The organism is Kitasatospora sp. GP82 (assembly GCF_029892105.1).
Lineage (GTDB): Bacteria > Actinomycetota > Actinomycetes > Streptomycetales > Streptomycetaceae > Kitasatospora.
Map to the genome: position 1 here is coordinate 154,073 of NZ_JARZAJ010000007.1, position 26,059 is coordinate 180,131.

General features: G+C 70.9%; 21 protein-coding genes and 2 pseudogenes. 12 read left to right on the plus strand and 11 right to left on the minus strand.

Features of this window, described 5'->3' with window-relative positions; genetic code table 11:
• Window positions 1–8 precede the first annotated feature (8 nt).
• The gene (locus tag P3T39_RS09780) at window positions 9–431 is read right to left on the minus strand and encodes a nuclear transport factor 2 family protein (protein ID WP_280696998.1); all 423 of its coding nucleotides are present in this window, start codon (window positions 429–431) and stop codon (window positions 9–11) included.
• A gap of 43 nt (window positions 432–474) precedes the next feature.
• Window positions 475–1,395: a zinc-binding dehydrogenase gene (locus P3T39_RS09785; RefSeq protein ID WP_280696999.1), complete on the minus strand. Its 921-nt coding sequence runs from the start codon at window positions 1,393–1,395 to the stop codon at window positions 475–477.
• A gap of 122 nt (window positions 1,396–1,517) precedes the next feature.
• Here P3T39_RS09785 and P3T39_RS09790 point away from each other — a divergent pair, with 122 nt between their 5' ends.
• On the plus strand, window positions 1,518–2,480 hold the full coding sequence (locus tag P3T39_RS09790; RefSeq protein WP_348534322.1) for a LysR family transcriptional regulator: 963 nt from the start codon (window positions 1,518–1,520) through the stop codon (window positions 2,478–2,480).
• 75 nt (window positions 2,481–2,555) lie between these two features.
• On the opposite strand, the pseudogene P3T39_RS09795 reads toward P3T39_RS09790, so the two are convergent.
• Window positions 2,556–2,696, minus strand: a pseudogene (locus P3T39_RS09795) (aldo/keto reductase); the annotation flags it as partial.
• Between P3T39_RS09795 and P3T39_RS09800 the strand changes: the two are divergent.
• Window positions 2,694–2,831, plus strand: a pseudogene (locus tag P3T39_RS09800) (aldo/keto reductase); the annotation flags it as partial. The pseudogenes P3T39_RS09795 and P3T39_RS09800 overlap by 3 nt on opposite strands.
• 159 nt (window positions 2,832–2,990) lie before the next feature.
• On the plus strand, window positions 2,991–3,842 hold the full coding sequence (locus P3T39_RS09805) for a class I SAM-dependent methyltransferase (RefSeq protein WP_280697001.1): 852 nt from the start codon (window positions 2,991–2,993) through the stop codon (window positions 3,840–3,842).
• A 246-nt stretch (window positions 3,843–4,088) separates the two neighbouring features.
• Here the strand turns inward: P3T39_RS09805 and P3T39_RS09810 are convergent, their stop codons facing one another.
• Window positions 4,089–6,101 (minus strand): glycoside hydrolase, encoded by a 2,013-nt coding sequence (locus P3T39_RS09810; RefSeq protein WP_280697002.1) that lies wholly within the window; start codon window positions 6,099–6,101, stop codon window positions 4,089–4,091.
• 150 nt (window positions 6,102–6,251) lie between these two features.
• Here P3T39_RS09810 and P3T39_RS09815 point away from each other — a divergent pair, with 150 nt between their 5' ends.
• Window positions 6,252–6,749, plus strand: coding sequence for a hypothetical protein (locus tag P3T39_RS09815; RefSeq protein WP_280697003.1), 498 nt, complete (start codon window positions 6,252–6,254; stop codon window positions 6,747–6,749).
• A gap of 78 nt (window positions 6,750–6,827) precedes the next feature.
• On the opposite strand, the gene P3T39_RS09820 is transcribed toward P3T39_RS09815, so the two are convergent.
• Both P3T39_RS09820 and P3T39_RS09825 read right to left on the minus strand, forming a co-directional pair.
• A complete protein-coding gene (locus P3T39_RS09820; protein ID WP_280697004.1) occupies window positions 6,828–7,091 on the minus strand; it encodes a hypothetical protein in 264 nt (87 codons plus the stop codon).
• 323 nt (window positions 7,092–7,414) lie between these two features.
• Window positions 7,415–10,066: a SpoIIE family protein phosphatase gene (locus P3T39_RS09825; protein WP_280697005.1), complete on the minus strand. Its 2,652-nt coding sequence runs from the start codon at window positions 10,064–10,066 to the stop codon at window positions 7,415–7,417.
• Between the two features lie 457 nt (window positions 10,067–10,523).
• Between P3T39_RS09825 and P3T39_RS09830 the strand changes: the two genes are divergently transcribed.
• A complete protein-coding gene (locus P3T39_RS09830; RefSeq protein WP_280697006.1) occupies window positions 10,524–11,924 on the plus strand; it encodes a glutamine synthetase in 1,401 nt (466 codons plus the stop codon).
• A 115-nt stretch (window positions 11,925–12,039) separates the two neighbouring features.
• On the opposite strand, the gene P3T39_RS09835 is transcribed toward P3T39_RS09830, so the two are convergent.
• A complete protein-coding gene (locus P3T39_RS09835; protein ID WP_280697007.1) occupies window positions 12,040–12,651 on the minus strand; it encodes a TetR/AcrR family transcriptional regulator in 612 nt (203 codons plus the stop codon).
• A gap of 95 nt (window positions 12,652–12,746) precedes the next feature.
• Here P3T39_RS09835 and P3T39_RS09840 point away from each other — a divergent pair, with 95 nt between their 5' ends.
• The 3 genes from P3T39_RS09840 to P3T39_RS09850 all read left to right on the plus strand — a co-directional run bounded on the left by P3T39_RS09840 (window position 12,747) and on the right by P3T39_RS09850 (window position 15,819).
• The gene (locus tag P3T39_RS09840; RefSeq protein ID WP_280697008.1) at window positions 12,747–13,271 is read left to right on the plus strand and encodes a PH domain-containing protein; all 525 of its coding nucleotides are present in this window, start codon (window positions 12,747–12,749) and stop codon (window positions 13,269–13,271) included.
• Window positions 13,268–14,824: a PH domain-containing protein gene (locus tag P3T39_RS09845; protein ID WP_280697009.1), complete on the plus strand. Its 1,557-nt coding sequence runs from the start codon at window positions 13,268–13,270 to the stop codon at window positions 14,822–14,824. Before P3T39_RS09840 ends, P3T39_RS09845 begins: the two co-directional genes overlap by 4 nt.
• A 350-nt stretch (window positions 14,825–15,174) precedes the next feature.
• The gene (locus P3T39_RS09850) at window positions 15,175–15,819 is read left to right on the plus strand and encodes an HdeD family acid-resistance protein (RefSeq protein ID WP_280697010.1); all 645 of its coding nucleotides are present in this window, start codon (window positions 15,175–15,177) and stop codon (window positions 15,817–15,819) included.
• 31 nt (window positions 15,820–15,850) lie between these two features.
• Here P3T39_RS09850 and P3T39_RS09855 read toward each other — a convergent pair whose 3' ends face one another.
• Window positions 15,851–17,305, minus strand: coding sequence for a serine hydrolase domain-containing protein (locus P3T39_RS09855; RefSeq protein ID WP_280697011.1), 1,455 nt, complete (start codon window positions 17,303–17,305; stop codon window positions 15,851–15,853).
• Between the two features lie 161 nt (window positions 17,306–17,466).
• On the opposite strand from P3T39_RS09855, the gene P3T39_RS09860 reads away from it, so the two are divergent.
• Window positions 17,467–18,204, plus strand: coding sequence for a TetR/AcrR family transcriptional regulator (locus tag P3T39_RS09860; protein ID WP_280697012.1), 738 nt, complete (start codon window positions 17,467–17,469; stop codon window positions 18,202–18,204).
• Between the two features lie 300 nt (window positions 18,205–18,504).
• Complete coding sequence (locus P3T39_RS09865) at window positions 18,505–19,182, plus strand: hypothetical protein (RefSeq protein WP_280697013.1); 678 nt, start codon at window positions 18,505–18,507, stop codon at window positions 19,180–19,182.
• Window positions 19,183–19,482: 300 nt separating this feature from the next.
• Here the strand turns inward: P3T39_RS09865 and P3T39_RS09870 are convergent, their stop codons facing one another.
• The gene (locus P3T39_RS09870) at window positions 19,483–21,702 is read right to left on the minus strand and encodes an NADP-dependent isocitrate dehydrogenase (protein WP_280697014.1); all 2,220 of its coding nucleotides are present in this window, start codon (window positions 21,700–21,702) and stop codon (window positions 19,483–19,485) included.
• 659 nt (window positions 21,703–22,361) lie between these two features.
• Here P3T39_RS09870 and P3T39_RS09875 point away from each other — a divergent pair.
• On the plus strand, window positions 22,362–23,303 hold the full coding sequence (locus P3T39_RS09875; protein WP_280697015.1) for a hypothetical protein: 942 nt from the start codon (window positions 22,362–22,364) through the stop codon (window positions 23,301–23,303).
• Window positions 23,304–23,557: 254 nt separating this feature from the next.
• On the opposite strand, the gene P3T39_RS09880 is transcribed toward P3T39_RS09875, so the two are convergent.
• The gene (locus P3T39_RS09880; protein WP_280697016.1) at window positions 23,558–24,142 is read right to left on the minus strand and encodes a hemopexin repeat-containing protein; all 585 of its coding nucleotides are present in this window, start codon (window positions 24,140–24,142) and stop codon (window positions 23,558–23,560) included.
• Window positions 24,143–24,832: 690 nt separating this feature from the next.
• Here P3T39_RS09880 and P3T39_RS09885 point away from each other — a divergent pair.
• The gene (locus P3T39_RS09885) at window positions 24,833–25,072 is read left to right on the plus strand and encodes a putative quinol monooxygenase (RefSeq protein ID WP_280697017.1); all 240 of its coding nucleotides are present in this window, start codon (window positions 24,833–24,835) and stop codon (window positions 25,070–25,072) included.
• Between the two features lie 56 nt (window positions 25,073–25,128).
• Here the strand turns inward: P3T39_RS09885 and P3T39_RS09890 are convergent, their stop codons facing one another.
• Window positions 25,129–25,797 carry a restriction endonuclease gene (locus P3T39_RS09890; RefSeq protein WP_280697018.1) on the minus strand — a complete coding sequence of 223 codons (669 nt, stop codon included), beginning with the start codon at window positions 25,795–25,797 and terminating at the stop codon, window positions 25,129–25,131.
• Between the last annotated feature and the right edge of the window lie 262 nt (window positions 25,798–26,059).

The following is a 26,059-nucleotide window of genomic DNA, read 5'->3' on the forward strand; positions in this document are numbered from 1 at the left end:
GCCCTGGATCAGGCGTTGTCGAGCGGGCCGCCGAACAGCGAGCGCTCGACGTGCTGGGTGTCGGTGTACTCGCGGACGGAGACGATCCTGCCGTCGCGGACGACGAAGACACCGAGGCACTGGTTGTCGTAGACCCGGCCGTGGACGGTGGTGCCCTTGGAGGTCCACTCGGCGACGACCTGTTCGCCGTCGGCCACCACATTGGTGAGGGTGACCTCAACGGTGCTGCCGGGAGCGAACAGGCTGCCCGCCCCGCCCAGGAAGTCGTTGACGATGGCGTCGCGTCCGCGCCACACCCCCGTGAGCGGGACATCGCCGGGGTAGGTCCAGGTGGCCTCCTCGGCGAAGCTGGCGACGATGGTGTCGAGGTCGCCCTCGGCGACGGCGTTGACGTAGGTGACGACGACGGTACGGGGGTCGCTGCTGGTCATGGTGTTTTCCTCGGCAGTTGACGGTTGATCGGAAGACGAGCGATCAGGAGATGGTGAGGACCGCGTTGCCGCGGATCCTTCGTGCACGGAGGTCGTCGAGGACGTCGGGGGTGCGGCCCCAGTCGGCCACCGATCCGATCTCGGGGTGCAGCCGGCCTTCGGCCACCAGCCGGACCAGCGTCTGGAGGTCCGGCGCGTCCGGGCCGTCGGAGTCGGCGTAGCTGAAGTGGCGGATGGTCGCCGAGACCGGGCCGGCCAGCAGGCTGAAGAAGTCCAACTCGACGCGTCGACGGCTGGCCTGGCCGAACCAGATCAGCAGGCCGCGCGGTCGCAGTTTGGCGAGGGCCGTCGGAAGGTTCTCGCCGCCGGTGGACTCCAGCACCAGGTCGAACGGGCCCTCGGCGTCCTCGACCCGCCGGGTGACGGCGGCTGCGCCCAACCGGGCCAGGCCGGCGCCGCGTTCCGCCGAGGAACTGACCGCTGTCACCGACGCCCCGGCAGCGGCGGCCAGTTCGACGAAGTAGTGGCCGACACCGCCGGATGCACCGGTCAGCAGAATACGCCGGCCCGCGACACTCCCCGCCGCCCGCAGCAGGCGCAGCGCCGTCAACCCGGCCAGCGGGAGTGCTGCCGCCTCGATGGTCGCCACCTCCTCGGACAGGCAGGCGAGTTGGCCGGAGGGCACGGCCGCGTACTCGGCCCAGCCAGCCGACGGAGGGTGGGCGACCACGCGTCGGCCGACGGGCGGGCCGGAGCCGTCGGCGGCCGCCTGGACGACCAGCCCGGCCACATCCTTCCCGGGCCGCCAGGCGGCCCGGGGGCGTTCCAGCTGAAAGGTCTCACCGCGGTTCACCGAGTACGCGTCCACCTTCACCAGCACCTCGTCGGGGCGCAGCTCGGGCTGGGCGACGTCGGTGCGCCGTACCGAGTGGTCCGGGCCGCCGGTGGCCACAAATGCCTTCATCTCCCGTGCCTTTCGCTCGTGTCCGGCCTCTTCGGCCCGGCTGACGACCAGCTAACCGGGCGGGCCCGGGAGGGGTCCAACAACGGAAATCGGCTTTCGACAACCGGTGGTTGTCATGCAGGATGGCGGCCGTGGATCTCGACCTCGCGCAGGTGCGCGCCTTCGTAGCGGTCGCGGAAGTGCTGCACTTCCGCCGGGCGGCCGAGTCGCTCTCCCTCACCCAGCAGGGGCTCTCCAAACGGATCGCGCGCTTGGAGGAAGGACTCGGTGCGAGTCTCTTCGAGCGCGGCCGAACCGGTGTGGCACTGACTCCGGCAGGTGTGCGGTTCCTCGACCCGGCCCGGGCCGCGCTGGCGGCGGGGGCGGCCGCGCTGGCGGCCGTCCGACTACCCGAGCGGGCACTGCGGTTGGACGTCTGGGGGCACCTGTTCGCTCCGCTGCGGACCGTGCGGGAAATGCTCGACGCCACGGAGGGTGTGCACGCACAGGTCGGGCCCGGGCGGGATCTTCCCGGGGTGGCCGCCGCGCTGCTGCGCGCAGAGACCGATGCCGGGTTCGGGCGCTTCCACCCCCTCGCCGACGGGCCCACCCAGGCACTGGCCCACCGGCTGGTCCGCCTCGAACCCCTCGACGCGGTGCTCGCCGCGGACCATCCGCTCGCTGCTCGGAGCGCGCTGCGGCCCGCCGACCTCGCAGCACTGCGGCTGGTGCTGCCCGCGGCACCCGAGCGGCTGGACTTCCTGAGCCGCTTCGCCGAGCAGTTCGGGGTGCCGATGCTGCCGGGCGAGGCCAATCTCGGCCTCGACCACCTGCTGGAACAGGTCAGGACGACACCGGGCTCCTTCACCCTGCTGCCCGCCGAGCTGCCCCTGGAGCCCGGGTCCGGCCTGAGTGCCGTACCGCTCGTCGAACCGACACCGCTGTACGCCTGGTCGCTGGTGTGGCTGCGGCAGCCGCAGGCTCCCGGAGTCGCCGACCTGCTCAGGGGGTTCGCGGAAGTCGGCCGGAAGCGGCGCTGGTTGGAGTTCCAGCCCCGGCGGGACTGGCTGCCGGAGGCCGACCAGGCCGAAGTCCGCGCGCTCTGACGACCGGCCGGCCCGGCCGTGCGGGCGAGCCGCCGCCCGGGCCGACCTTACGCTGCCGACCTCACGTGGCCGATCTCACGAGGCGTCGAGGCGGGCCAGTTCGTCCCGCGAGAGCCGCAGTGCGCCGGCTGCCACGTTGTCGACCAGGTGGTCCGGATTGCCGGTGCCGGGGATGGCCAGTACGTGCGGTCCTTGCTGCAGCGTCCACGCCAGGCGCCGTACCCGGACGATCTGGCCATCGCCACCAAGGTCGGGCCGGGCCGTGGTCCGTCGGGCGAGTGGCTGCCCCCGGCCGCACCGGAGCAGCTACGCGGCCAGATGGAGGAGAACCTGCGCCAACTCGGCCGTGACCGCGGTGATCGTCTGTGAGGTCATGCGTCGAAGTCCGGCAGCTCCATCGACGGGGCGGGACACTGTCACAGCGACAGCGGTCGATCTACCGCCGCCGGTGCAGCAGCCTCCTTGCGGCAGACCAGGACCTGCGGTGCTCACCACGTGTAGGGTCCCCGGGTGACGACGACATCTGACGCTTCAGCAGCTGCGGCCCGGCCCGCCGAGGAGTTCCTGCGTGCCTTCCACGACCGGGCCCCCGGCCTCCAGTCGGCGGGAGCCGGATCCAGCCGCACCGCCGATGGGCGTACCAGCTACCAGATGCTGGCCGGCCGGGTCCCGCAGGCCCGACGGGTCCTGGACCTGGGGTGCGCCGACGGCGCGCTGCTCCAAGTGCTCGCCGAGGGCGGCGCCGAGGTCCTGGCGGGCATCGACCTGTCGGAGGGGGAGCTCGCGCTGGCCCGTCGGCGGCCCGCCCTCGCCACCGCCGACCTGCGCCACGGACGGGCACAGCAACTTCCCTTCCGTAACGGCTCGTTCGACACGGTCGTCTCGCACATGGCACTGATGCTGATGGAGGACGTCGAGCAGGTCGCCGCCGAGGTGGCGCGCGTGCTGGCACCGGGCGGGACGCTGGCCGTCGCCGTCGGCGGGGGTCCCGTCGCAGGAGAGGCGATGGAGCTCTTCCTCGCACTGGCCCGGCCGCACTTCAAGGCCACTCCCACCGAGCTGCGAATGCCACGGCTGGGCGACCGCAGGACACGCCAACGCGAGGGCCTGGACGAGATCCTGGCGCCTGCCGGGTTCGAACCGGTCTCCTGGGAGCAGATCGTCATCGACATGGGCGGGACCCCCGAAGAGGTCTGGAAGGCCAACTCCGGGACCTTCTACGACATGGTGGAACTGGACGAGGACCGGAGCGGACGACTGCACGACGCGTTCATGGAGGAGTCCCGCCCGCTGCTGACCCCTGACGGACGACTCCCCTGCGGCATGCGGATCAACATCGCCACCACCCGACTGCGGGATTGATCCACCCGCGCTCCCTATTGCCGGTCGGTCCAAGTCAGCCGGACACGGCTGCTCCCGAGTTCTTCCGCGCAGCGGGTAGGCCCCGGTTCGACGGCCGATGGGTCACCGCGCAGACCGTCTACGTCAACGGCGGCCTGGTGGCTCCCGCCAGCCGACCCGCCGAGCCTGCCGCCCCCGCCGACGGCTTCCGCCCGGCGGGGGCCTCACCGGGGGGCGCCGGAATAAGCGGCGTCCCCCGTCCCGCGATCAGGGCTTGACGGACGTCGGGCAGAGCCGGCGCGGGGACTGGTCGCCGCGAAGCCTGGCGTCCACGCAGCCAGACGGCAGGGTGCCGAACGACTGGGTGCCGAAGTTCGCGGTGACCTGGAGGACACCGTTGCCGAACGTCGTCCGCTGGACCTGGTGGTCCTGGGTGAGCCAGCGGAAGTCGGTCATCGGCTGGGTGCCGGCAGCCTGGTGCAGCGGAGCGAAGTAGCTTTGCAGCGCCGCGAGTTGCTTACCCTGTGAGGTGAGCGTGGGGCCGTCGAGAGCCAGGTTCAGCGGAGTATTGTAGAGCATGGCGAGCAGCGCCCGGGCGGTCTCCTGGTCCGGGAGCTTGGTGTACGACAGTTCCCAGCGGTCAAGGTTGACCTGCGCGTCGTGCAGTGCGGTCTCGTACAGCGGAATGCGGTACACCGGGTCGAACATCGCCTTGGCCAGATCGGACGGCAGGCTGACGGGCTTGAAGAAGACGCCCGGCGCACCGGCGGGCGCGTAGCCGCCCCAGACTGCCTTGTCCCGTTCCAGCGGCCAGAGCCCGTCGGCGACCGGAGTGGCGGAGCCGTGGCTGAAGGCGACGACCGGGGAGGCCCAGCTCCCTGCCGTCTCCGAGCCCAGGACCAGCTTGTCCCCGCCGGACAGCTTGCCCATCCGGGCGAGTCGATTGGCCTGGTCCTGCTGCTGGTTCATCGGGTGGGCGGGGCTGTGGTCGTCGAACAGCTCGCCCGCCGAGTCGACGTCCAGGAAGTAGCTGTCGGCTCCGTTCGCGACCATCTGGGACGTGCGCTCGGCCAGGTAGTGATCACTGCCTTCGCTCTGTGCGAAGGCCTGCGAGCTGAGGTAGCAGCCCCGGTCGTGGAAGCCCGCCTTCACCGAGCCGTCCTGGTTGTGGATGCAGAAGTCCGGGTAGACCGGCGACGGCCAGCTGGAGGTGGACGCGTCGGAGGTCTTCGGGTCCTGCCCGTTGGCGAAGGAGTCGTACGGGCCGACCAGGTAGCCGGCCTGCTTGGCTGCCGCGACCGCCTGGGCGTCCATGGGCTTCCCGTCGGCGTCGTAGCCGAGCCACATGCGCGACAGGCCCAGCGCCTGCATCTGCCGGACGCCCTGGGCGGTACGGGCGGTTCCCCAGGTGTAGGCGTGGAAGGCGCCGAGCAGCTTGGCGACCTCGGGGTTCGCCGCGATCTTGCTCTTGAGTGTGACGACCTGCCCGTGCTCGTCCAGCCAGTGGCGGTAGTCCAGCGCGGGGGCGACCGGGGAGGGGTCGGTCAGGGCGAAGGTGACGCTGTAGTCCTCGGTGTTCTCCTGCCGGGAGAACGTGTGCACGGTGGTGCTGTGCAGTCGCTCACCGGTGGAGGTGAAGCCGAGCGAGGTGCCGATCGGCTTCGGGACGAGGTAGCTGACACCGTGGTTGCCCACGGTGTAGCCCCACAGCGGCATGGTCAGGTCGGCGGTGAGGTCGTAACTGTGGCCCGCCAGACCGGTTGCGGTCGCGTTCCACCACGGGTCGGCCACCGGGACCCCGAGTCCCTCGCCGCGCGGGATCTGCACCGCCGAAGCGGCCGCATCCGTGCCGGTGACGGGCCAGGAGAGGGTGGATTTGTCCTGGCTGCCGTGCACATCCATGCGGAGCCGGCCCCGCTCGGCCGCCGCGGTGACCGTCAATCCCCTTTCGGGCAGGGTCCATTGGGCTGCACCGTGAGCGATCGTGACGGCCCCGGGGCGGCCGAGCGGCTCTGCCGAGGGCGCGGACAGCGTCAGGGCCTTGCCGTCACCCGTCCGCGCACTCACCGCCAGCGAGTCGGCCCGCACCTCGGCCGTTCCCCCGGCGATCGGGATCTCGACGGTGTCGCCGTGCAGTCGGATGCCGGGGTGAGCGGCGGCTCCGGAAGCGGACGGCCAGGTCACGGCGGACAGCGTCGCAGCGCTGGACACCAGCAGCGCCGCCACGGTCAGACGGCGGCGAGAAGTCCAGCCCGCCTGACGGGGAGTCATGAAGTTCATGAAACGGAGGGTGCCAACCCGCGATAAGGGCGATTCTTATCTCGACCGTACGAGGGCAGAGCCCGTCGGCGCGCGGTGCGGCCCGGGACGTCCAGTGACGCGCTGGGCTCCCCCGTCCAGGCCGGGAAGACGCTTCCTATGCTGGGCACCATGACTGCACCCAATCCCTTCGGGCATCCTTGTTGGGGACTTCAGTTCTTCTGGTGGGCCGTCGATCCGGCAGGTTTCGTCGGCCTGTTCCAGTCCGCGTTCGGACCGGTGCCGTCCGCCGCGAACGCCCATGCGCGGGCCGTGGACGAGGCGACTGCCCGTGCCAGGAGGCGACACCCGGAGTGGTTCGACGCCCGGTGCCTCGACGACGCCTGTCCCGAACAGCGGGGCGAGGAATGTCCGGTGACGCACTGCCTTGTCCGGCTCGCACGGGGGCCGTACCTGTTCACCTGGGACGAGGAGCACGACGACCGGTACACGCGATACGGCGTGCCGAAACGGCCGGTTCCGGTGTCGGAGCTGCCGGGTGACCTCGCCGCAGCGGCGCGGCTCGTGGAGGTCGGCTTCACTTTCGACCGGGCCGTCCGGATCGACCTGAGCTACCCCGGAGGACAGGAGGTTCTCTCGGCCACGTACCCCGCTTCGACGGGAGGATGACCGCTCGTGGGCGCCGGGGCGCACGTCTGTGAGGCGGCCTGATCCGCCGGGCGCGTCACCGCCCGCCCGGTGACGGCGTCAGCCGTCGGTGTCCTCGACGCCGAGGACGGCGCGCAGGCGGGTGCGGGTGGCGGCGGCCGCATCGCGGGTGACGGGGTCGTTGCTGGCGAGAGCGTGGTCGAGGAGGGCGTCGGCGGCCGCGATGACGGCGGCGGGCAGGGTCACCTCGCGCAGGCCGAGGAGTTGGGCGGCGGCCCGCTGGCCGGAGCTCCCCTCGGCCTTGTGGGTGTGCGGGATGAGCGCGGCCAGGCCGCGCGGGATCTGGGAGCTGTTGGTGGTCATCCGGTCATTCTCCTGGGTCTGGCGGGGTGTGGTGATCACGCGGACGCCCCTGCTCCGACGACGGCCGACGGCCCGGCCCCAGCGGGCTCGGAGCCATGGTCGTCGATCGGGCTGGTGGGTGGCGGTGACAGCAGGCTCATGCCGGGTGCAACCGCCGACCCGGGCAGCCGGTCACGGAGCGGATCGGGAGCGGCCTACAGGCACTTGCTCTCGATCCTCCGCGAAGAACGCCTTGGCGGGCCGCAGGAAGTCGGCCTCCCGCAAGCTGAAAATGTGACCGGCCCCGGGTCGTCAGTAGGGCTCGTCGTCAGTAGGGCTCGTCGTCAGTAGGGCTCGTCGTCCGCCGAATCGGTCAGGGACTGTTCGGCCCAGATGACCTTGCCCTCGGGGGTGTAGCGGGTGCCCCAGCGCTCGGCGAGCTGCGCGACGAGGAAGAGACCACGGCCGCCCTCGTCCTCGGCTGCCGCGTAGCGCAGGTGCGGTGAGGTGCTGCTGGTGTCGGAGACCTCGCAGATCAGGGTGCGGTCGAGCAGCAGGCGTACCCGGATCGGTTCGGTGGCGTAGCGGATGGCGTTGGTGATGAGCTCGCTGAGGATCAGTTCGGTGGTGAACGCCGCCTCGTCCAGGCCCCAGCGCGCCAGCTGCCGGGTGACGTCGGCGCGGGCCACGGCCACGGCCGCGGGGTCGGAGGGCACCCCCCACTCGGCGATCCGGTCGGGCTCCAGGATGTGGGTGCGGGCGACCAGGAGGGCGATGTCGTCGGTCTGGCGGGCGGGCAGCAGTGCGGCGAGCACGGCGTCGCAGGTCTCCTGGGGCGTCCGGGCGGGGAATGCCAGCGTGGTGCTGAGGATCTCCAGGCCGATGCTGATGTCGCGCCTGCGGTCCTCGATGAGGCCGTCTGTGTACATGACCAGACTGCTGCCCTCGGGCAGTTGCACTTCCGTGGCTTCGAAGGGCATACCGCCCAGGCCCAGCGGCGGCCCTGCCGGGAGCTCGGGGAACTCGACGGTGCCCTCGGGGAGGACGATTGCGGGCAGGGGGTGCCCGGCCCTGGCGAGACTGCACCTGCCGGTCGTGGGGTCGTAGATCGCGTACAGGCAGGTGGCGCCCGTGATCGTGGCTTCCCCGTCCACGACGGCCGACTCCTGGTCGATGTGGCCGACCAGTTCGTCGAGATGCCCGAGGAGTTCGTCGGGCGGCAGGTCGAGCGCGGAGAAGTTCTGCACGGCGGTGCGCAGGCGGCCCATGGTGGCGGCGGCGTGCAGACCGTGGCCGACCACGTCACCGACGACCAGCGCGACGCGGGTGCCCGGCAGCGGGATGACGTCGAACCAGTCGCCGCCCACCCCGGCCTGGGCGGGCAGGTAGCGGTAGGCGAGGTCCAGGGCGCTCTGCTCGGGCACGCCACGCGGCAGCAGGCTGTGCTGGAGGGTCACGGCCATGGCGTGTTCACGCGTGAAGCGGCGGGCGTTGTCGATGCACACGGCGGCGCGGGCCGCCAGCTCCTCGGCCAGCGACAGGTCGTCCTCCTCGAAGGGGTCGCTCGCCCGGGTACGCCAGAAGTTGGCGACACCCAGGAGGACGCCCCGGGCCCTCAGCGGAACGGTGACGAGCGAGTGGAAGCCGTAGTCCAGGACCGCCTGGGTACGGTCCGCGTCCTGGGTGCGCCAGCCGGCATCGGCGCCGAGATCGGGGACGAGCACGGGCTGCCCGCTGACGAAACCCTTGGCCATCGGCGTGGGCGCGGCGAACATGTGCAGCTCGCCCGCCCGGTACAGCGGGTGGTTGTCCGGGACACCGCTGAGAGCCACCCGGAGCAGCTCGGCTGCCTCACCGCGCGCAACCACTCGCGGTTCCTCGCCGCGCAGGACGGGCTCGGAGAGGTCGACGGTGGCGTAGTCGGTGAACCCGCGGACGGCCACCTGGGTGAGCTCCTCCGCGGTGCGCTGGACGTCGAGGGTGGTGCCGATGCCCACGCTCGCGTCGTACAGCAGCCGCAGGCGGCCACGTGCGACCTCGGCCCTTCCTTCCAGGGCCCGCAGCTCGGTGGAGTCGCGCAGCGTGGCCACGCTGCCGGGCGGGCCTCCCCCGCGGTCGGTCGGCCGGTTGTTCACCGCCAGCAGCCGGTCGCCGACCAGGAGCACCTCGTCGGTGGCGACGCGACGGGAGACCAGCAGTTCGGCCATTCGGGGGTTGAGGTCGAGGTCGGTGACGGCGCGGCCCTCCACGTCCTCGGACAGGTTGAGCAGCCGGCGCGCCTCGTCGTTGGCCAGTAGCACCCGGCCGTCGTCGCCGACGATGACCACACCCTCGCGCACCGCGTGCAGCACCGCGTCGTGGTGGTCGTACATCCGGGTCATCTCTGCCGGGCCGAGACCGTGGGTCTGGCGCCGCAGCCGCCTGCTCACCAGCGCCGCGCCGGCTGTCGACAGGCCGAGCGCGGCGGCGCCGGCCCCGAGAACGACCGGCAGCTGACGGTCGACCGCGCTGCTCACCTGCCGGACCTTTATCCCCGACGACACCAGGCCGACGACCGCGCCGTGGTCGTCCGTCACCGGGACCACGACCTGCAGTTCCTGGCCGAGGGGGCCGTGCACGCTCTCGATGGTGATACGGCCCTGGAGCGACGGCCCGATGGTGCCGACGAACCTCTTCCCGATCAGCTGCGGCTCGGGGTGCGTGTAGCGGATACCGTCCCGGTTCATCACGACGATGAAGTCGACTCCGCCCAGCTTGCGGGCGGCTTCGGTCAGTGGCTGGAGCACCGCGGGCGGGTTGGGGCCGCGCATCGTGGCCACCAGACCGGGGCCGTGCGCGAACGCCTCGGCCGCGGCGAGCGAGCGGTCGCGCGCCGCCTGGAACCTGTCGCTCCTCGCCTGGAGCACCAGTGCCACCACGGCGGCCACCACGACCAGCAGCACGATCAGCACCTGGAGCAGGAACATCTGCCCGGCGACGCTGCGGATACTCGTCATCGACCGCAGACGCCGCGCCAACGGCACCTGCGGGCCTTGGCGCCGACGGCGCCGCTCACGCCAGCTGCCTGGGCGCCGGCCGGTTGACCCGCGGCCCGAGGGCTCCCAGGAGCGGCCCCGTACTCGGGCCATACCCCATGTCTACCCCGCCCCCTTCCGTGACGCGAACGATACGCAGCACGCCGAGGACCTCCTACGCGCCCGGCACGACGCGTACGACCCGCGTCCGGGGGGCCGCCACCACCCCGGCCGGGCCGGGGACGGGTCTGCCCGTCGCCGGCGCCTGCGGGGGCCGTCCGGACGCGGCATTTGCCGGGGATGTCGCGCGGCAGGGTGGAAAACAGCCATTGACCACCCGCGGGATGGGCATAGCTCAACATGACCGACAGTCGGGTGGGAGTCACCGCCCTGCGGCGCCGCTGCCCACCCGTCCGCCCTCATCGACCGCGAGGCACACATGACGATGGCCGTGACCCGTACCCGCTCGGAGCTGGACGGGCACCGCGAACGCAATACCGACCAGGCCGCGGTGGGGGCGGTTCGCGAGCAGCTCGCCGCGGCCGAGGTGGAGTACATCTACTACCAGACCGTGACCCTCACCGGCCGTGTCATCGGCAAGGTCGTACCCGCCGGGCACCTGGCCCGCATTGCCGAGCGGGGCGTCCAACTGCACCGCACGGGCCTGTCGGACCTGCAGACCGACCGGGACGGCACGCTGCTCGGCGGCGGGTGCGAGGCCGCCGAAGTCACCGCGCTCCCCGACCTCGACACGTTCGCCGTGCTGCCGTGGGACACCCGCGTCGGCCGGTTCTTCTGCCGCCTGTACGAGCCCGACCACCGCCCGGACGGCACGGCAGGCCGGGCGCTGCCCACGGATGTCCGCGCCAACCTGGCCCGCGTGCACGCCCGCTTCACCGCCCGCACCGGGCTGGAGCTGCGCAGCGGCTGCGAGCCCGAGATGTCCTGGACCGGCCTCGATCTGGAGCCCCGGAACCGCCCGAACACCAGCCCCGCTTACCACATCGACCATCTGGAGCGGAACCGGCCGATCTACCAGAAGGTGATCGGCTATGCGCGGGCGCTGGGATTCGACATGATCGAGGGCGACTACGAGGACCCCGGCCAGCTCGAACTCAACTGGATGTTCGACCACGCCGACCGTACGGCCGACCGGGTCGTGGTGTACCGCCAGATCTGCCGCCAGGTCGCGCGCGAACTCGGCGTCACGGCAAGCTTCATGCCCAAGCCCGCCAATGACAGGAAGGGCAACGGCTGCCACCACAACCTGAGTCTGTGGCGCGGGGACGACAACGTCCTGGCCGACAAGGACATGCGGGAGCTGCACCTGACCGACACCGGGCGGCACGCCCTCGGCGGCCTCCTAGCCCACGCCGCGGCCACTACCGCCGTCATGGGCCCGACGGTCAACTCGTACAAGCGGTACTGGCACGCCGGCCAGTTCGCGCCCACCCGTATCGACTGGGGCATGGACAACAAGACCTGCACGGTGCGGCTGTCGGCCAACGGGCGGCTGGAGTTCAAACTGCCCGACGCCATGGTCAACCCGTATCTGTCGCACGCCGTCCTCATCGCCGCGATCGAGGACGGCCTCGACAACCGTCTCGACCCCGGCCCGCCGCAGGGATCCGGCCGCGCCACCGACGAGTCCCGCCCGGCCGCGCTGCCGCAGACCCTGGGCGAGGCCCTGGAGCGGTTCACCGCCGACCCGGTCGTCACCAAAGCCCTGGGCACCGAACTCACCACGCTGTACACGGACTTGAAGCGCGACGAGTGGGCCCGCTACTGCGGCGCCGTCACCGACTGGGAGCACATGATGTACGCACACGAAGGAGTCTGACCCCGGAGAACCGGCACTCACGGGATCACCCGGGTCCTCTTGGCGTACATCCACTACGAGGAGCTCCGCCGCCCGCGCCCGAGACGGCGGACCCCGCCCCAGGGCCCCGTCCGGATCACGACCGGCCGCCGCTGCCGAAGAGGTTGGCCAGGTGGTGGTCGATGAGCCGCAGGGCGTCCTCGGGGGTGTGGACCTCCAGCAGTACGAAGCTGGTGAGCCCGTCGGCCAGGCTGATCAGCAGCATCGCCTCGGCCTCGGCGTCCCGGTCGGGGCCGACCTCGCCCCGCTCGATCGCCTGCCTCAACAGGCCCGCGAAGAGGGCCCGCAGAGCGGGGATGCCGTCCTTGGCGTGTCTTCGCAACCGCTCGTCGTGGACAGCCCGTACGAAGTAGGCCATCTGCACCAGACTGCCGGTACGGCTGTCGTCGTCCAGCGGCAGCATCTCGGTGAGGATCTCGCGGAGCACCTCGCGCGGCGCGGGCGTGCCGGACAGTTCCCCGATCCGGGCGAGCACCCGCTGCTCGCCCAACCGCTCGATGTGGCCGAGGGCGAAGACGAGCATCTCGTCCTTGCTCGTGAAGTAGTGCTGGAGCCTCCCGAGCGAGATACCGGCCTCGGCCGCCACATCGCGCAGGCTGGCGCCTTCGATTCCGCGCGTACTGGCGATCCGCCACAGCGCTTCGGCGATCTGCCGACGCCGCTCCTCATGGTCCACCCGCTTGGGCAAGGCAGCCGTCCCTTCCACTTTTGCAAGTCAGTCGTATTGCTATAGCTTAACCCCTGCCCGGTACAGATGACTTGGAAGGGGCACGGGACACTACGATGCCTGCGGACCACCAGCACCACCCTCTTCGACTGCGACAACCACGCCACAAGCCCGACCCGCGGGCCCGCCGGTGGTGGACCGTGCAGGCGCTCGTGCTGCCCAGCGGCCCGATGCTGCTGGTCGCCGCCTCCCTTTTCGTACTGTCCCTGCTCTTCTTCCCCGGCGCACTGCCCTGGCTCGGCCCGCTGCTGGCCGTCCTGACAGTGGGTGCGCTCGGCTACCTGCTGGTGATGCCGCGGTGGCGATACCGCGTGCATGCCTGGGAGTTGGGGGAACACGCGGTGTACGCGGCCAGCGGCTGGTTCTGGCAGAAGCGGCGGATCACCCCGCTGTCACGGGTACAGACCGTCGACACGGTGCGCGGGCCGATCCAGCAGGCCTTCGGGCTCGCCACGGTCACCGTCACCACCGCTTCCTCCGCAGGCAGCGTGAAGATCGCGGGTCTGTCCGCCGCCGACGCCGAAACCCTCGCCCGCCGCATCAGCGACGCCGCGCAGCTCGTACCGGGTGATGCCGCGTGAACACACAGCGTCCGACCGGCCGTTCGGCCGCACAGTGGCGGACACTCGATCCCCGCACCCTCGCCGTGCACTGCAGCTGGATGGGTGCGCCGCTCGGCTCGCTCACGCTCACCGCACTGGCCACCGGCGGCCGCCCGGGCACCGGCGCCCGGGTCACCCTCGCCGGCATCGGGGTGGCCTTCACGCTCGTCACACTCGCCCAGATCATCCGCTGGCGGCGGACCCGCTACCGGGTGACCGCCGACTCCTTCGAGCTGTGTACCGGCCTTCTCACCCGTCGGCTGCGGACCGTCCCGCTGCACCGCATCCGCAACGTCGACCTGACCGCCAACCCCGTGCACCGGATCTTCGGCCTCACCGTACTGCGCGCCGCAACCACCGGATCCAGCGACGATCGCCACGAACTCACCCTGGAGGCCCTGACCCGGCCCGATGCCGAACGGCTGCGCTCCGAGCTGCTCGCGCACGCCGCGAGCACCGACGCCGACGACCCTGTCCTGGCCACCGCCGACCCGCGCTGGCTGCGCTACGCGCCGCTCACCTTCTGGGTGTTCGGCGGTGTCTTCGCCGCCGCCGGCTCCTCCTACCGGGCGCTCGACGCGGCAGGCATCGAGCCATGGCGAATCGGCTTCGTCCGACGGTCCTTCGAGGAGTTCGGCAACAGCGCGCTGTGGATCACCATCCCGCTCGCCCTGCTCGCCGTCGGCGTCCTCGGCAGCGCCGGTGCGATCGTCCTCTACGCCGAGAACTGGTGGAAGTACCGCCTGGAATGGGCGGATGCCGACACACTGCGCGTCCGGCGCGGACTGCTCACCACCCGCTCGGTGTCCATCGAGCGCTCCCAGCTACGGGGCGTCACACTGCGCGAACCGCTGCTGCTACGAGCCGGTGGCGGCGCGACCGTACGAGCCGTCGCGGGCGGCCTCGGCGACCGCGACGAGAACCGCAAGCGCAGCGTCGTACTGCCGCCCGCCCCTCGCGCGCAGGCGCTGCGCACGTGCGCGGGGATTCTCCACTCCCCCGAATCACCGCTGGAGCAAGCGGAGTTCACCCCCCACCCACGCGTCGCCCTCCGCCGCCGCCTGGTGCGCGCGGTGGTGTGGGCGATCCTGCCGACGGCCGTGACGCTCACCGTCCTCGGCGTGCTGCTCACCCCCGTACTGCTCTACTGCGCCTTGGCCTTCGTGGTGTTGGCGGCCCCGGTCGCGTACGGGCTCGCCCGCGACGCCCACCGCAGTCTCGGCCATACGGTGTGCGGCCGCCATCTGGTCATCCGCTCCGGCACGTTCAGCCGTGACACCGTCGCGCTGCGCCGGGACGCCGTCATCGGCTGGACGTTCACCCGGACGCCGTTCTCACGGCGCGCGGGCGTCCTCACCGCCACCGCGGCGGTGGCCGCGGGGGAACAGGGCTACCGCATCCCCGACATGGCAGCCGATGAGGCCGTCGGCTTCGTCAACACCGTCTCCCCCGGCCTCCTCGACGAGTTCCTCGACGACGAGTCCCCCGACCGTCCCGCACGGCAGAGCGCGAATCCGCCGCGTCGGTGGTAGGGCGGACCGCGAGATCACTCGTCTCCCCATCGCCGACGCGACCCCCGCGACCGTCCACCTGGTCCGGCCCCGCACCCCCACCCACCCCGCCACCACGGCCTTCCACGATCACGCACGGCGCATGATCCGCGGAATCGGTCCTGAGCTGCCCCTTCAGCCGGACGCCCCGGGCAGCGACAGCCCCGGCGCCGGGGTCAAGGCACGGAGCCGCAGGCGGGGCATCGGGCACGATCCGGCGTCCGCAGGCGGGGCATCGGGCACGATCCGGCGTCCGCAGGCGCGATCGGGTCCACCCGGTGACGATGGATACGGATACGTACTGTCCCGGAACTGACAGGCAGGTGAGGGCCATGAGCGCTTCCTCCGACATCCCGTCCGGCACCGAGCCGCAGGGCGGCCCGTCGCACGCCGCCGGCCCGCTGGGAGGCGCCGGTCCGTACGGCGGCGCCCTGGGCACGCTGGCCAACGCCGCCTGGCAGGTGCTGCTGACCGCCGGCCTGGCCGCCGTCGCACTCGGCGTCTTCGTCCTGGTGTGGCCCCGTGCCACGCTGCTGGTGGTCGGCGTCCTCTTCGGCATCTACCTGCTGATCAGCGGTGTGTTCCAGCTGACCGCGGCGTTCGGCCACCATGTACCGGGCTACCTGCGCGCCCTGCACTTCGTCAGCGGCGCGCTCTGCGTGCTGCTGGGTCTGATCTGCTTCCGAGGAGCTGCGGAATCGCTCCTGCTGCTGGCGCTGTGGATCGGCTTCGGCTGGCTGCTGCGCGGCATCATGCTGACCGCCGTGGCGATCTCCACCGAGGGGATGCCGGCCCGCGGTTGGCAGCTGTTCCTCGGCGTGGTCACCACGCTGGCCGGTATCGTGCTGATCGTCTCGCCGTTCGGCTCGATCGCGGCACTCACCCTGGTGGCCGGCATCTGGCTGATCGTCCTGGGTGTGATCGAGGTCGTCCACGCGATCCGACTGCGCGCCCGCACCCGGCATCTGCTCGCCTGAGCGCAGCGCTCAGGACTTGACGGCCGTCTCCCTACCCGATCTTCGGCGCGGCGCGCATGCCGATGTAGCAGCACCCGGTGCCGTCGGGCAGGGTGGAGAACACCACGGGCATCCAGTCCTCGCTGAAGGAGGGGCCGGCGCCCGACCCGGCGAACACCGTCTCCGACACCGGCACCAGGTCCATTTCGAGCGGCGGGGAGAAGTCCTTCATCCCGTCGACGAACTCGTACACCAGGTGCCCCGCGCCGTCGCGCTCGCTGACGGTGATGACGACACCTTCGCGCCTGTACGTACCGGCCAGCGGCGCGAAGTCCACCGCGGGCGGTTGCTCCGCCGGCGCGAAGGCGTCGGGCATCCGCACCCCGGCCAGCTCGCCGAGCAGCTCCCGGAAGAGCGCCGCGTAGAGCAGGCGCGCACCCCCACCGTTGGTCAGCAGGACGATGGCCACGCCGGCTTCCGGTACCACGCGCAGGTATCCGTACTGTCCGATCGAGGCGCCGTCGTGGCCGAACCCGGGGACACCGGACCAGTCGTACAGCGACCAGCCCAGGCCCCACCCGTCGGCACTGACGGTCCACTTGTCGGGGACGTCGACCTCGCGTCGCTGCATCGCCGCGACGGTACCGGCGGCCAGCACGCGGGTACCGTCCGGCGCCGTGCCCCCTTCGAGGTGCATCCGGGCCAGCCGGACGACGTCGCCCGCGCTGGCGATGACCCTGCCGTACGGACCTGCCGAGCGCGGCATGAGATCCCACGCCGGTGCCGGGTCCGGGTCCTGGCCCGGCTCCCCCAGGTGCCCCATCGCCGCGCGGAACCGCAGTGCCTCCTCGGGCAGCGTCATCGTGCTGTCCAGACCGAGCGGGGTGAGGAGCCGGTCCTTCAGGGCCTCGTCCCAGGTCTGGCCGGTCAGCACCTCGACGATGCGGCCGAGCACGTTGTATCCGACGCTGCTGTAGGAGACCGCGGTACCCGGCGGGCAGTCCAGCGCCACGCCCTTGGCTGCCTCGACGTACTTGGCGAGGCAGTCGTCACCACGACCGGTGTCATGGGTGAAGTCGCAGGTCATCCCGCTGGTGTGGCTGAGCAGCTGCCGGGTCGTGATGGTCCTGGTGGCTTCGGCGTCGGCGACGGCGAATTCCGGCAGCACGTCCACGACCGGCGCGTCGAGGTCCAGTCGACCGGCTTCGGCGAGCTGCATCACCAGCGTGGCGGTGTAGATCTTGGCGATCGAGCCGAGCTGGAACACCGAGTCCGTCGTGGCCTCCACGCCCGTCCCCCGGTGCAGCACCCCGCTGGCCAGCTCGTGGATGTTCCTGCCGACGAGCACCGCCAGGGAGGCGCCCGGCACGTGGTGGGCGGCGCGCAGCTCGTCCAGCCGCGCCTGCCAGTGAGCGAGATCCAGACCTCGGCCTTCCGAGTCCCTCGACCCCCAGTTGCCCGTCGCCTCCCAGCCGCCCTGCTCGTCCCAACTCACATTCTTCGGCATGGCTTCTCCTTCTACGGGGTGCGGGTTCCACGGGTCCGAGCCGCGCGCGCACGGCGTTCTCTCGTTGCGAACACTGTACGCATGGCGTCGGCCGTACGCAAGATGCGCACGGCGTGCGCTACCGTGGGCGGGGAGAGAGACCGGCAGAGAAGAGGAACCGCATGGCAGCCGATGAGCAGCAGATTCCTTCGGTGTGGACCCGCCCGCGCCGACAGCGGGAGCGGCCGGAGCTGAGCCGCGGGCAGATCGTGTCCGAGGCCGTCCGGTTGTTGGACGCCGAGGGGATCGAGGCCCTGAGCATGCGGCGTCTGGGCACTCGTCTCGGCGCCGGGGCCACCTCGCTCTACCGGCATGTGGCCAACAAGGACGAGCTGATCGAACTGGTCGTGGACGAGGTCTACGGCGAGCTGGAGGTGCCGGACGCCGGTGATCCGGCAGGCTGGCGGGCGGCTGTCGGCCACAGCGCCTACAGCCTGCGCTCGATGGCCCTGCGGCACCCCTGGGTCGCCTCCGTGCTCGGCCAGGTCGGCCTCGTCCACCTCGGGCCGAACGTGATGCGGCTGTCGGACCGCATGCTCGCCCTCTTCAGGACGGCAGGCTTCGCCCCGGACGAGACCGACCAGGCCATGAACACGCTCATCGCGTACGTCATCGGGATGGCGACCAGCGAGGCCGCCTATCTGTCGTTGATCGCCCGCAGCGGCAAGGACGAGCAGGACTTCGTGGAGAGCCTGCGGCCCGCCGCCGAACAGGCCATGCAGGACCACCCGCAGCTGCGGGAGGGGCAGGCCGCACAGCGGGGCAAGGACCCTCAGAGGATCCGCGAGGACAACTTCGACTACGGTCTCCAGCGAGTCCTCGACGGCCTGGAGGCCCGGCTGGACAGCACCAACGGCTGAGCGCCGTCCGGCCGTTCAGGTGGCCGCCGCCGCACCGACCGCGCCCTGGACCGCTTCGCCGAACTCCTGCGGCAGTGACCGAACTCCTGCGGCAGTGACCGGGCAAGAGACCGAAGCGAGGCGCCGGAGACGTATCTCCTGTTTCCAGCGTGGGCGGCGGGTCGCTGACGATCGCTCCGCGCGGGGCGGCGGACCGTGGAATCGGGGTGGCCACACCGCGGTCCAGCCGCATCTGGAACAATCACCTTCCGGCTGACCGAACTGGCGGGCAGTCAGTCAGCACTCTCCCGGGAGGACCACGTGGTCTCGTCGGTTCGCATCTCCGCCGTGATCGGCGCCGTCCTGCTCGGCGCGGTGGCCGGGTGCTCCCACAACCCGGCGCCCAAGGCGACCGCCCCGGCCGCTCCGTCGGTCTCCCAGCATCAGATACCGGTGGGCTCCGGCCCGCAGACGACCTACCAGGTGGCGGCTCAACCGACCCCCGGCAGCTGCCACTACCGGTACACCCCCGCCAAGCAGCCGCTGCCCGATGCGGCCTGCACCCCGGGCGTGACCAGCCCGGCCGTCACCCAGGTCACCATAGCCTCGACGATCTGCAAGCCGGGCGGCTACACCTCGGCGATCCGCCCGCCGGCCGCCATCACCGGCAAGGAGAAGGCGGCGAACGCCCGGTCGTACGGCTACACCGGCCCGATGGGCGACGCGGAGTACGACCACCTTGTCCCCCTGAGCCTCGGTGGAGACCCGAACGATCCGCGCAATCTGTGGGTCGAGCCGCCTTCTCCCGACCACGTCTCGGGCAAGGGGCCGAACAACGACAAGGACGTGGTGGAGACGCACCTGCACACCGCGATCTGCAAGAACCAGGTGACCGTCGCTGCCGCCCAGGAAGCCATCGCCACCGACTGGACGACCGCCGAAGCCAAGCTCGGCATCAAGGCCGGTGGCGCACCCGCCGATCCGGCCGAGTCCGACTGAGTCCGTCGGATCTCCCCCGCCCTCCCCGGCCGTACCAGTGCCCCACCCGAGCGGTAGGACACGGACCAGCCGGGTGGCCCCTTCATCATGTTCGAGCCACCGTGCACGTGCGCACGTCGGCGTCGGCTTCCCCTGCGGTGACGCCCGGGGCGTCCGGGGCGGCCGCGCACGGCCGACCGCTGATCGTCCGCATGGAAAAGGTCCCCGGGCCGTCACTTGGACGATCGCCGCAGGGCGGCGAACTGGGCCCGGGGACCTCTCCCCTCAACTCAACGCAGTGGCACTCCTGCGCAGATCTCGTCAGCCGAGGGTCGCGAGAGCCTCGTTGAAGATCTTCGACGGACGCATGACGGCCGCTGCCTTGGCGGCGTCGGGCTGGTAGTAGCCGCCGATGTCGACCGGCGAGCCCTGGACCGCGATCAGCTCGCCGACGATGGCCTGCTCCTGCTCGGACAGCGTCTTGGCGAGCGGCGCGAACGCCTCGGCCAGCTGCGCGTCGGCGGTCTGCGTGGCCAGCTCCTGGGCCCAGTAGAGCGCCAGGTAGAAGTGGCTGCCGCGGTTGTCGATGCCGCCCAGCTTGCGGCTCGGCGACTTGTCCTCGTTGAGGAAGGTGCCGGTCGCCCGGTCCAGCGTGTCGGCGAGGACCTGGGCGTGCGCGTTGCCCGTGGTCTGCGCCAGGTGCTCGAAGCTGGCCGCGAGGGCGAAGAACTCGCCCAGGCTGTCCCAGCGCAGGTAGTCCTCCTTGAGCAGCTGCTGGACGTGCTTGGGCGCGGAGCCGCCGGCACCCGTCTCGAACAGGCCGCCGCCGTTGATCAGCGGGACGACGGAGAGCATCTTGGCGCTCGTGCCGAGCTCCAGGATCGGGAACAGGTCGGTCAGGTAGTCGCGCAGCACGTTGCCGGTGACCGAAATGGTGTCCTCGCCGCGGCGGATGCGCTCCAGGGAGAACGCGGTCGCCTGCTCCGGCGACATGATCTCGATCTGCAGCCCGTCGGTGTCGTGCTCGGGCAGGTAGGCCCGGACCTTCGCGATCAGGTTGGCGTCGTGTGCGCGGTTCTCGTCGAGCCAGAACACCGTCGGGTTGCCGGTGGCCCGGGCGCGGTTGACCGCGAGCTTGACCCAGTCGCGGATCGGCACGTCCTTGGTCTGGCACATGCGGAACACGTCACCGGCGCCCACCGGCTGCTCCAGCACGACGTTGCCGGCGTTGTCGACGACGCGGACCGTGCCGTCGGCCGGGATCTCGAAGGTCTTGTCGTGGCTGCCGTACTCCTCGGCCGCCTGCGCCATCAGGCCGACGTTCGGCACCGAGCCCATGGTGGCCGGGTCGAAGGCGCCGTGCGCGCGGCAGTCGTCGATGACGACCTGGTAGACGCCCGCGTAGCTGCTGTCGGGGAGGACGGCCAGGGTGTCGGCCTCCTTGCCGTCCGGGCCCCACATGTGGCCGGAGGTGCGGATCATGGCCGGCATCGAGGCGTCGACGATGACGTCGCTCGGCACGTGCAGGTTGGTGATACCGCGGTCGGAGTCGACCATCGCCAGCGCGGGGCCCTCGGCCAGCTCGGCGTCGAAGGACGCCTTGATCGCCGCACCCTCGGGGAGGGCGTCCAGGCCGGCCAGGATGGCGCCGAGGCCGTTGTTCGGGTTCAGACCGGCCGCGGCGAGCACCTCGCCGTGCTGGGCGAAGGTCTTCGGGAAGAAGGCCCGCACCACGTGGCCGAAGATGATCGGGTCGGAGACCTTCATCATCGTGGCCTTGAGGTGCACCGAGAACAGCACGCCCTCGGCCTTGGCCCGGGCGATCTGGGACGCGAGGAACTCGCGCAGCGCCGCCACGCGCATGACGGACGCGTCCACGACCTCACCGGCGAGCACGGGCACCGACTCGCGCAGAACCGTGGTGCTGCCGGCGGCGTTCGCCAGCTCGATGCGCAGCGAGCCTGCCTCGGAGATCACCGCGGACCGCTCGGTGGAGCGGAAGTCGTCGGCGCCCATGGTCGCGACGTTCGTCTTCGACTCGGACGTCCAGGCGCCCATGCGGTGCGGGTGCGTCTTGGCGTAGTTCTTGACCGAGGCGGGCGCACGCCGGTCGGAGTTGCCCTCGCGCAGCACCGGGTTGACGGCGCTGCCCTTGACCTTGTCGTAGCGCGCGCGGACGTCCCGGTCCTCGTCGGACTTCGGGTCGTCCGGGTAGTCCGGCAGCGCGTAGCCCTGCGCCTGGAGCTCCGCGATCGCCGCCTTGAGCTGCGGGATGGAGGCCGAGATGTTCGGCAGCTTGATGATGTTGGCCCCGGGGGTCTTGGCAAGCTGGCCGAGCTCGGCGAGGGCGTCGTCGATGCGCTGGCCCGCCTCAAGACGCTCCGGGAAGCTCGCGATGATGCGCCCGGCCAGGGAGATGTCGCGAGTCTCCACATTGACGCCCGCCGTCGAGGCGTACGCCTGGACCACCGGCAGGAACGAGTACGTCGCCAGGGCCGGCGCCTCGTCGGTGTGCGTATAAATGATGGTCGAGTCAGTCACCGGTACTCCGCTTCACGTCGACAAACCTCTCGACATCAAGATATCTCGTCATCGCCCTTCTCTCACACCTACCCCCGCATGGATCTGTCGGGTCGAACTGCAAGTGCGCCATATGCAGCTACGACACCGGCCGCGCCGACCTTGCCCCGGAGCCCGCGAGCAGCAGGCCGAAGGCCGTCGCCGCGGCCTTGCCGTCGGTGCTGCCGGCCGGGTTCTCCGGCAGGTCTTTCCGGTAAATCTCTCCCGGCGAGTCTCTTCCGGCGAGTCGCCGCTGCGGTGCGCAGCATCCCGGCCACCCGACCACCCGCGGCCTGCCGCCACCCCGACGCCCGACGCCTGACGCCCGACGCGGGGAGCATGCCCGGCTCCAGGAGGAGGGCATCCGCCGGGGCGGAAGGCCCACCCTCGCCGCGCCCGATCGGACAACCCGACGAACCTTCCTGGTCACAGCACTGGGCACCGGCACCGGCAGTCAGGGACGAGTGAAGCTGATTGATCGTCAAGTCAACCGGGCACCAACGGCGTTTGGCATAGACGCAGCAAAATCTTCGCGCAGCGGTCACCGCACATATGGACGCTCCGGTGCCGAGCTGGTTGGGTGACTGGCGCTCACTCGCACGCGCTTCGTCCCTCCCACACCCTCACACCGGGAGCACTGTATGCGTTTTCGCCCGTTCAAGGCCGCCGCGCACACCCTGGCCGCGGTGGCCCTGGCCGCACTCGGCACCACCTCCCTCGCCTACGGAGCCGAGGCGCAACCCGCCCAGAAGGCATCCCACTTCGGCGTCAAGCCCCTGGGGCACTCGCTCTCCTCGCAGCCGGCCGCGCGGTCCACCAACACCCTCACGGTCGGCTCCAGTGCCAGCCAGGGCGTGGTCTCGCCCAACCCCAAGGTGTACCTGGTCTTCTGGGGTTCGCAGTGGTCCTCGGACCCGGCAGGCGTGGCCGCCGACATGCAGAACATGTTCAAGGGCCTGTACGGCAGCAAGGACACCTGGGGCACCATTCTCGACCAGTACTGCGAAGGCGTCGCCAAGGGCACCGCGGCCTGCGGCACGAGCGGGATCCATGTCACGCACCCGGCCTCGTCCCCGCTGGGCGGTGTCTGGTTCGACAAGACCTCCGCCGCGCCGAGCAGCGCGACGGCCGCGCAACTCGCCTCCGAGGCAGGCAAGGCAGCCGGCCACTTCGGCAACACCACCCAGGCGCCCAACCTCAACGCCCAGTACGTGATCCTCTCGCCCACCGGCACCCACCCGGACGGCTTCCCCAACTCGGGCTTCTGCGCCTGGCACGACTACACCAGCTCCAGCTACGGCAAGCTCGCCTACACCAACCTGCCGTACATCCCGGACAACGGAGCGGGTGCCTGCACCACCTTCACGGACGGCCGGCTGCTCTCCGGCATCGAGTCCACCGAAACCCACGAATACGCCGAGACCGTCACCGACTTCTGGCCCAGCATCGGCTGGAACGGCGGTGGCGGCGAGATCGGTGACGAGTGCCAGCAGCTCGACGCCTACGTCGCCCTGAGCACGGGCACCTTCGACCTCCAGGGCCTCTGGTCCAACAGCGCCAACAAGTGCGTGACCCACGGCTGACGTCCACGCCCGCCGGCCGACCCGACCACACCACCGGTCGGGTCGGCCGAGCGGGTCAGGGATTCGGCGTTGTCCGCTCGTCGGCAGTACCGCCCCGATGTCCGACATCCCGTTCTCGCCGGGTGGGCGACGACACGCCGCGAAGCCGGCCCTCCGGAGCCGCGCGCTCGGACACTCCGCGCCTTGACAGCCTGGGGAGGGGAGCCTCGGTGGAGGCTCCCCTCGTGTCGGGCAGTAGTCAGGGGGCCGGGGGCCTACGGGAGGCCCGGCCAGTTGCCGGCGATCGGCTTCGGGTAGCCGTCGTCGACCTTGTCGTTGGCGATGTCGTAGCGCATGTACTCGGAACCGCGGAAGAAGTACGCCTTGCCGTTGTTCCACACCACGCCACCGTCGAGGTCCGCCGGCCACAGCCCGGGCCAGTTGCCGGCGATCGGCTTCGGGTAGCCGTCGTCGACCTTGTCGGCGGCGATGTCGTAGCGCACATACTGGGAGCCGGAGAAGAAGTACGCCTTGCCGTTGTTCCACACCACGGAGGCGTCGATGTGGGACGGGAACAGCCCGGGCCAGTTGCCCTCGATCGGCTGCGGGTAGCCCGGGTCGACCTTGTCGGCGGCGACGTCGTAGCGCACATACTGGGAGCCGCGGAAGAAGTACGCCTTGCCGTTGTTCCACACCACGCCGGCGTCGACCCGGGACGGGAACAGCCCGGGCCAGTTACCCTCGATCGGCTGCGGGTAGCCCGGGTCGACCTTGTCGGCGGCGACGTCGTAGCGGTAGTACGCACTGCCGTCGAAGAAGTACGCCTTGCCGTTGTTCCAGAGCACTGGTGCTGTAACCATCTGCCCGGACACCTCCTCGGTGAATACTCTCGTGGTTGTCTGCGTTGCGGATCGCGTCCGCCGGCCGGTCCTTCGCCAGGTTGCGCGCCCCGCCTGGCCATGGACGAGGCCGTCGGCGCTGGAACGGTGTGGCTGAGCTCGTGCACCAAGGGTGCCGAGACTGCATCGCGTTCACCGGTCGTCCCGGTGCTCCGGACGGCGGGGCAGAGCCAGACCTCGTGTGTTCCCGCTCTGCTGGCACCGGCCCCTGGCGGTGGGTGAGCATCCCTCAGATGAGGGGGCGACTACTTCAACCCACTGTGTCCAGCTATAAGGCACTTCTCCCGCTTCGGCAAGGCCGACAGATTTGTTGGCGAATCAATTGAATGTGCGACATCCACCATCTTGAAATCCACCATCTTGAAGAGGCCCTCGCCCACGGACCCGACCCGCTCCGCCTCTCGCCGGTACGCCGGAGCGGGTCGAGCTGATGGTTCCGTTCCTGGATCGTGCGACCCTCGCGCGGGTAGGCGACGAATTCGTGCTCGCCCTCGAATCGGCGTAGTGCCCGATGGAAGAAGGTCGCCCGGCCGAGCGGCACATTGGTGTCGTCCTCGCCGTGCAGGACCTCGTGGGCCTCGGCAACCATCTCGTTCTCGACCTGACGTGCCATCATGTCGGTGCGCCGGGCCGTTCCGCGTCGACGGCATCGTGCGCTCCTTCGTGGCGCCCACCCGGCAGGAGCCGGGCTGTCTGGAGTACCACCTCCACGAGGACCGCGACGAGCCCGGCGTCTTCGTGTTCTACGAGGCCTGGCGCAGCCAGGCCGACCTTGACGCCCACCTGGCCCTGCCGCACCTCCACGCCTTCCGGGAGCACCGGATGGACTACCTGGCGAGCGACCTGGAGATCCGCTTCCTGACGATGCGAAGCCCGTACGGCAGGGCCTAGCACTCCAGGACGCCCACCGAGCGGTCAGGACGCCTCGGCCACCGCCGCGCGCCCGCTCAGTGCCAGGGCGCGGGACCGGTCCCGGAGGCCCAACCGGCAAGTGCCTGCCGGTCGTACATCCGGATCCCCACCTGCTTGCCGAACGCCAGCGCGGACTTGGTGAACACCGACGTGGTGACGACGGCCGCGAGGTGGCCGCCGTGGACGTCCCGGTACGTGCCGTTGACCTTCTGCACATCGGGGGAACCGACCTTGGTGGTCGGCGCGAACCGCTTGGCCTGGATGACGATCCGCCGCCCGTCCGGGACGGTCGCTATCACGTCGGCCGCCAAGTCCCCGGCACCGCCGACGACCTGCACATTGCGGCAGCCGTCCCGCTCGCACAGGAACGCCAGCGCCCGCTCGAACTCCTTGTCGTCCATGGTGAGATACCCCGCGATGTGCCGCGACCGTGCGGCCTGGACCTCCCGAGCCTGCCTGCGCGCCCTGCGCTGCCTGGCGACCACAAGAGCGGCGACCGCAGCCGTCGCTGCCAGCAGCAGCCCGGTGAGCACGGGATGCTCGGCAATGAACCCGAGGATCGCGGACACCACGGCTATGGCGATGACCGCTCCGACGAGAAGAAGGATGCCGTTGTCCCGAGCGCTTCCAGCCCGCAGGGCGGTCCGCCTGCGGACGCTGCCGCGCCCGACCGGCGGCCGGTAGGTGCGTCGTCGAGGTGCCACGCGATCCCCCCTGGGTCGTGGTGTGCACACGATCGTAGAGCGGCAGGCATCCGGCAACCCTGCACTTCCGCAAAAGATCTCCGTCTGCCGGGCCGGGCCACTGCTTGTCGGCGGTGCTCACGCTGTCGGCGAGAGCGCTGTCTTCAATGTGGAGGCCAGTTCTGACGCACCGTCCGGCATCGGGTCGGCCGGCCCGCCCCAGATGCCGTCCTCGTACTCCTGGGTCTCACCGAACTCCAGCGGCTCGTCGACGTCCGGGGCC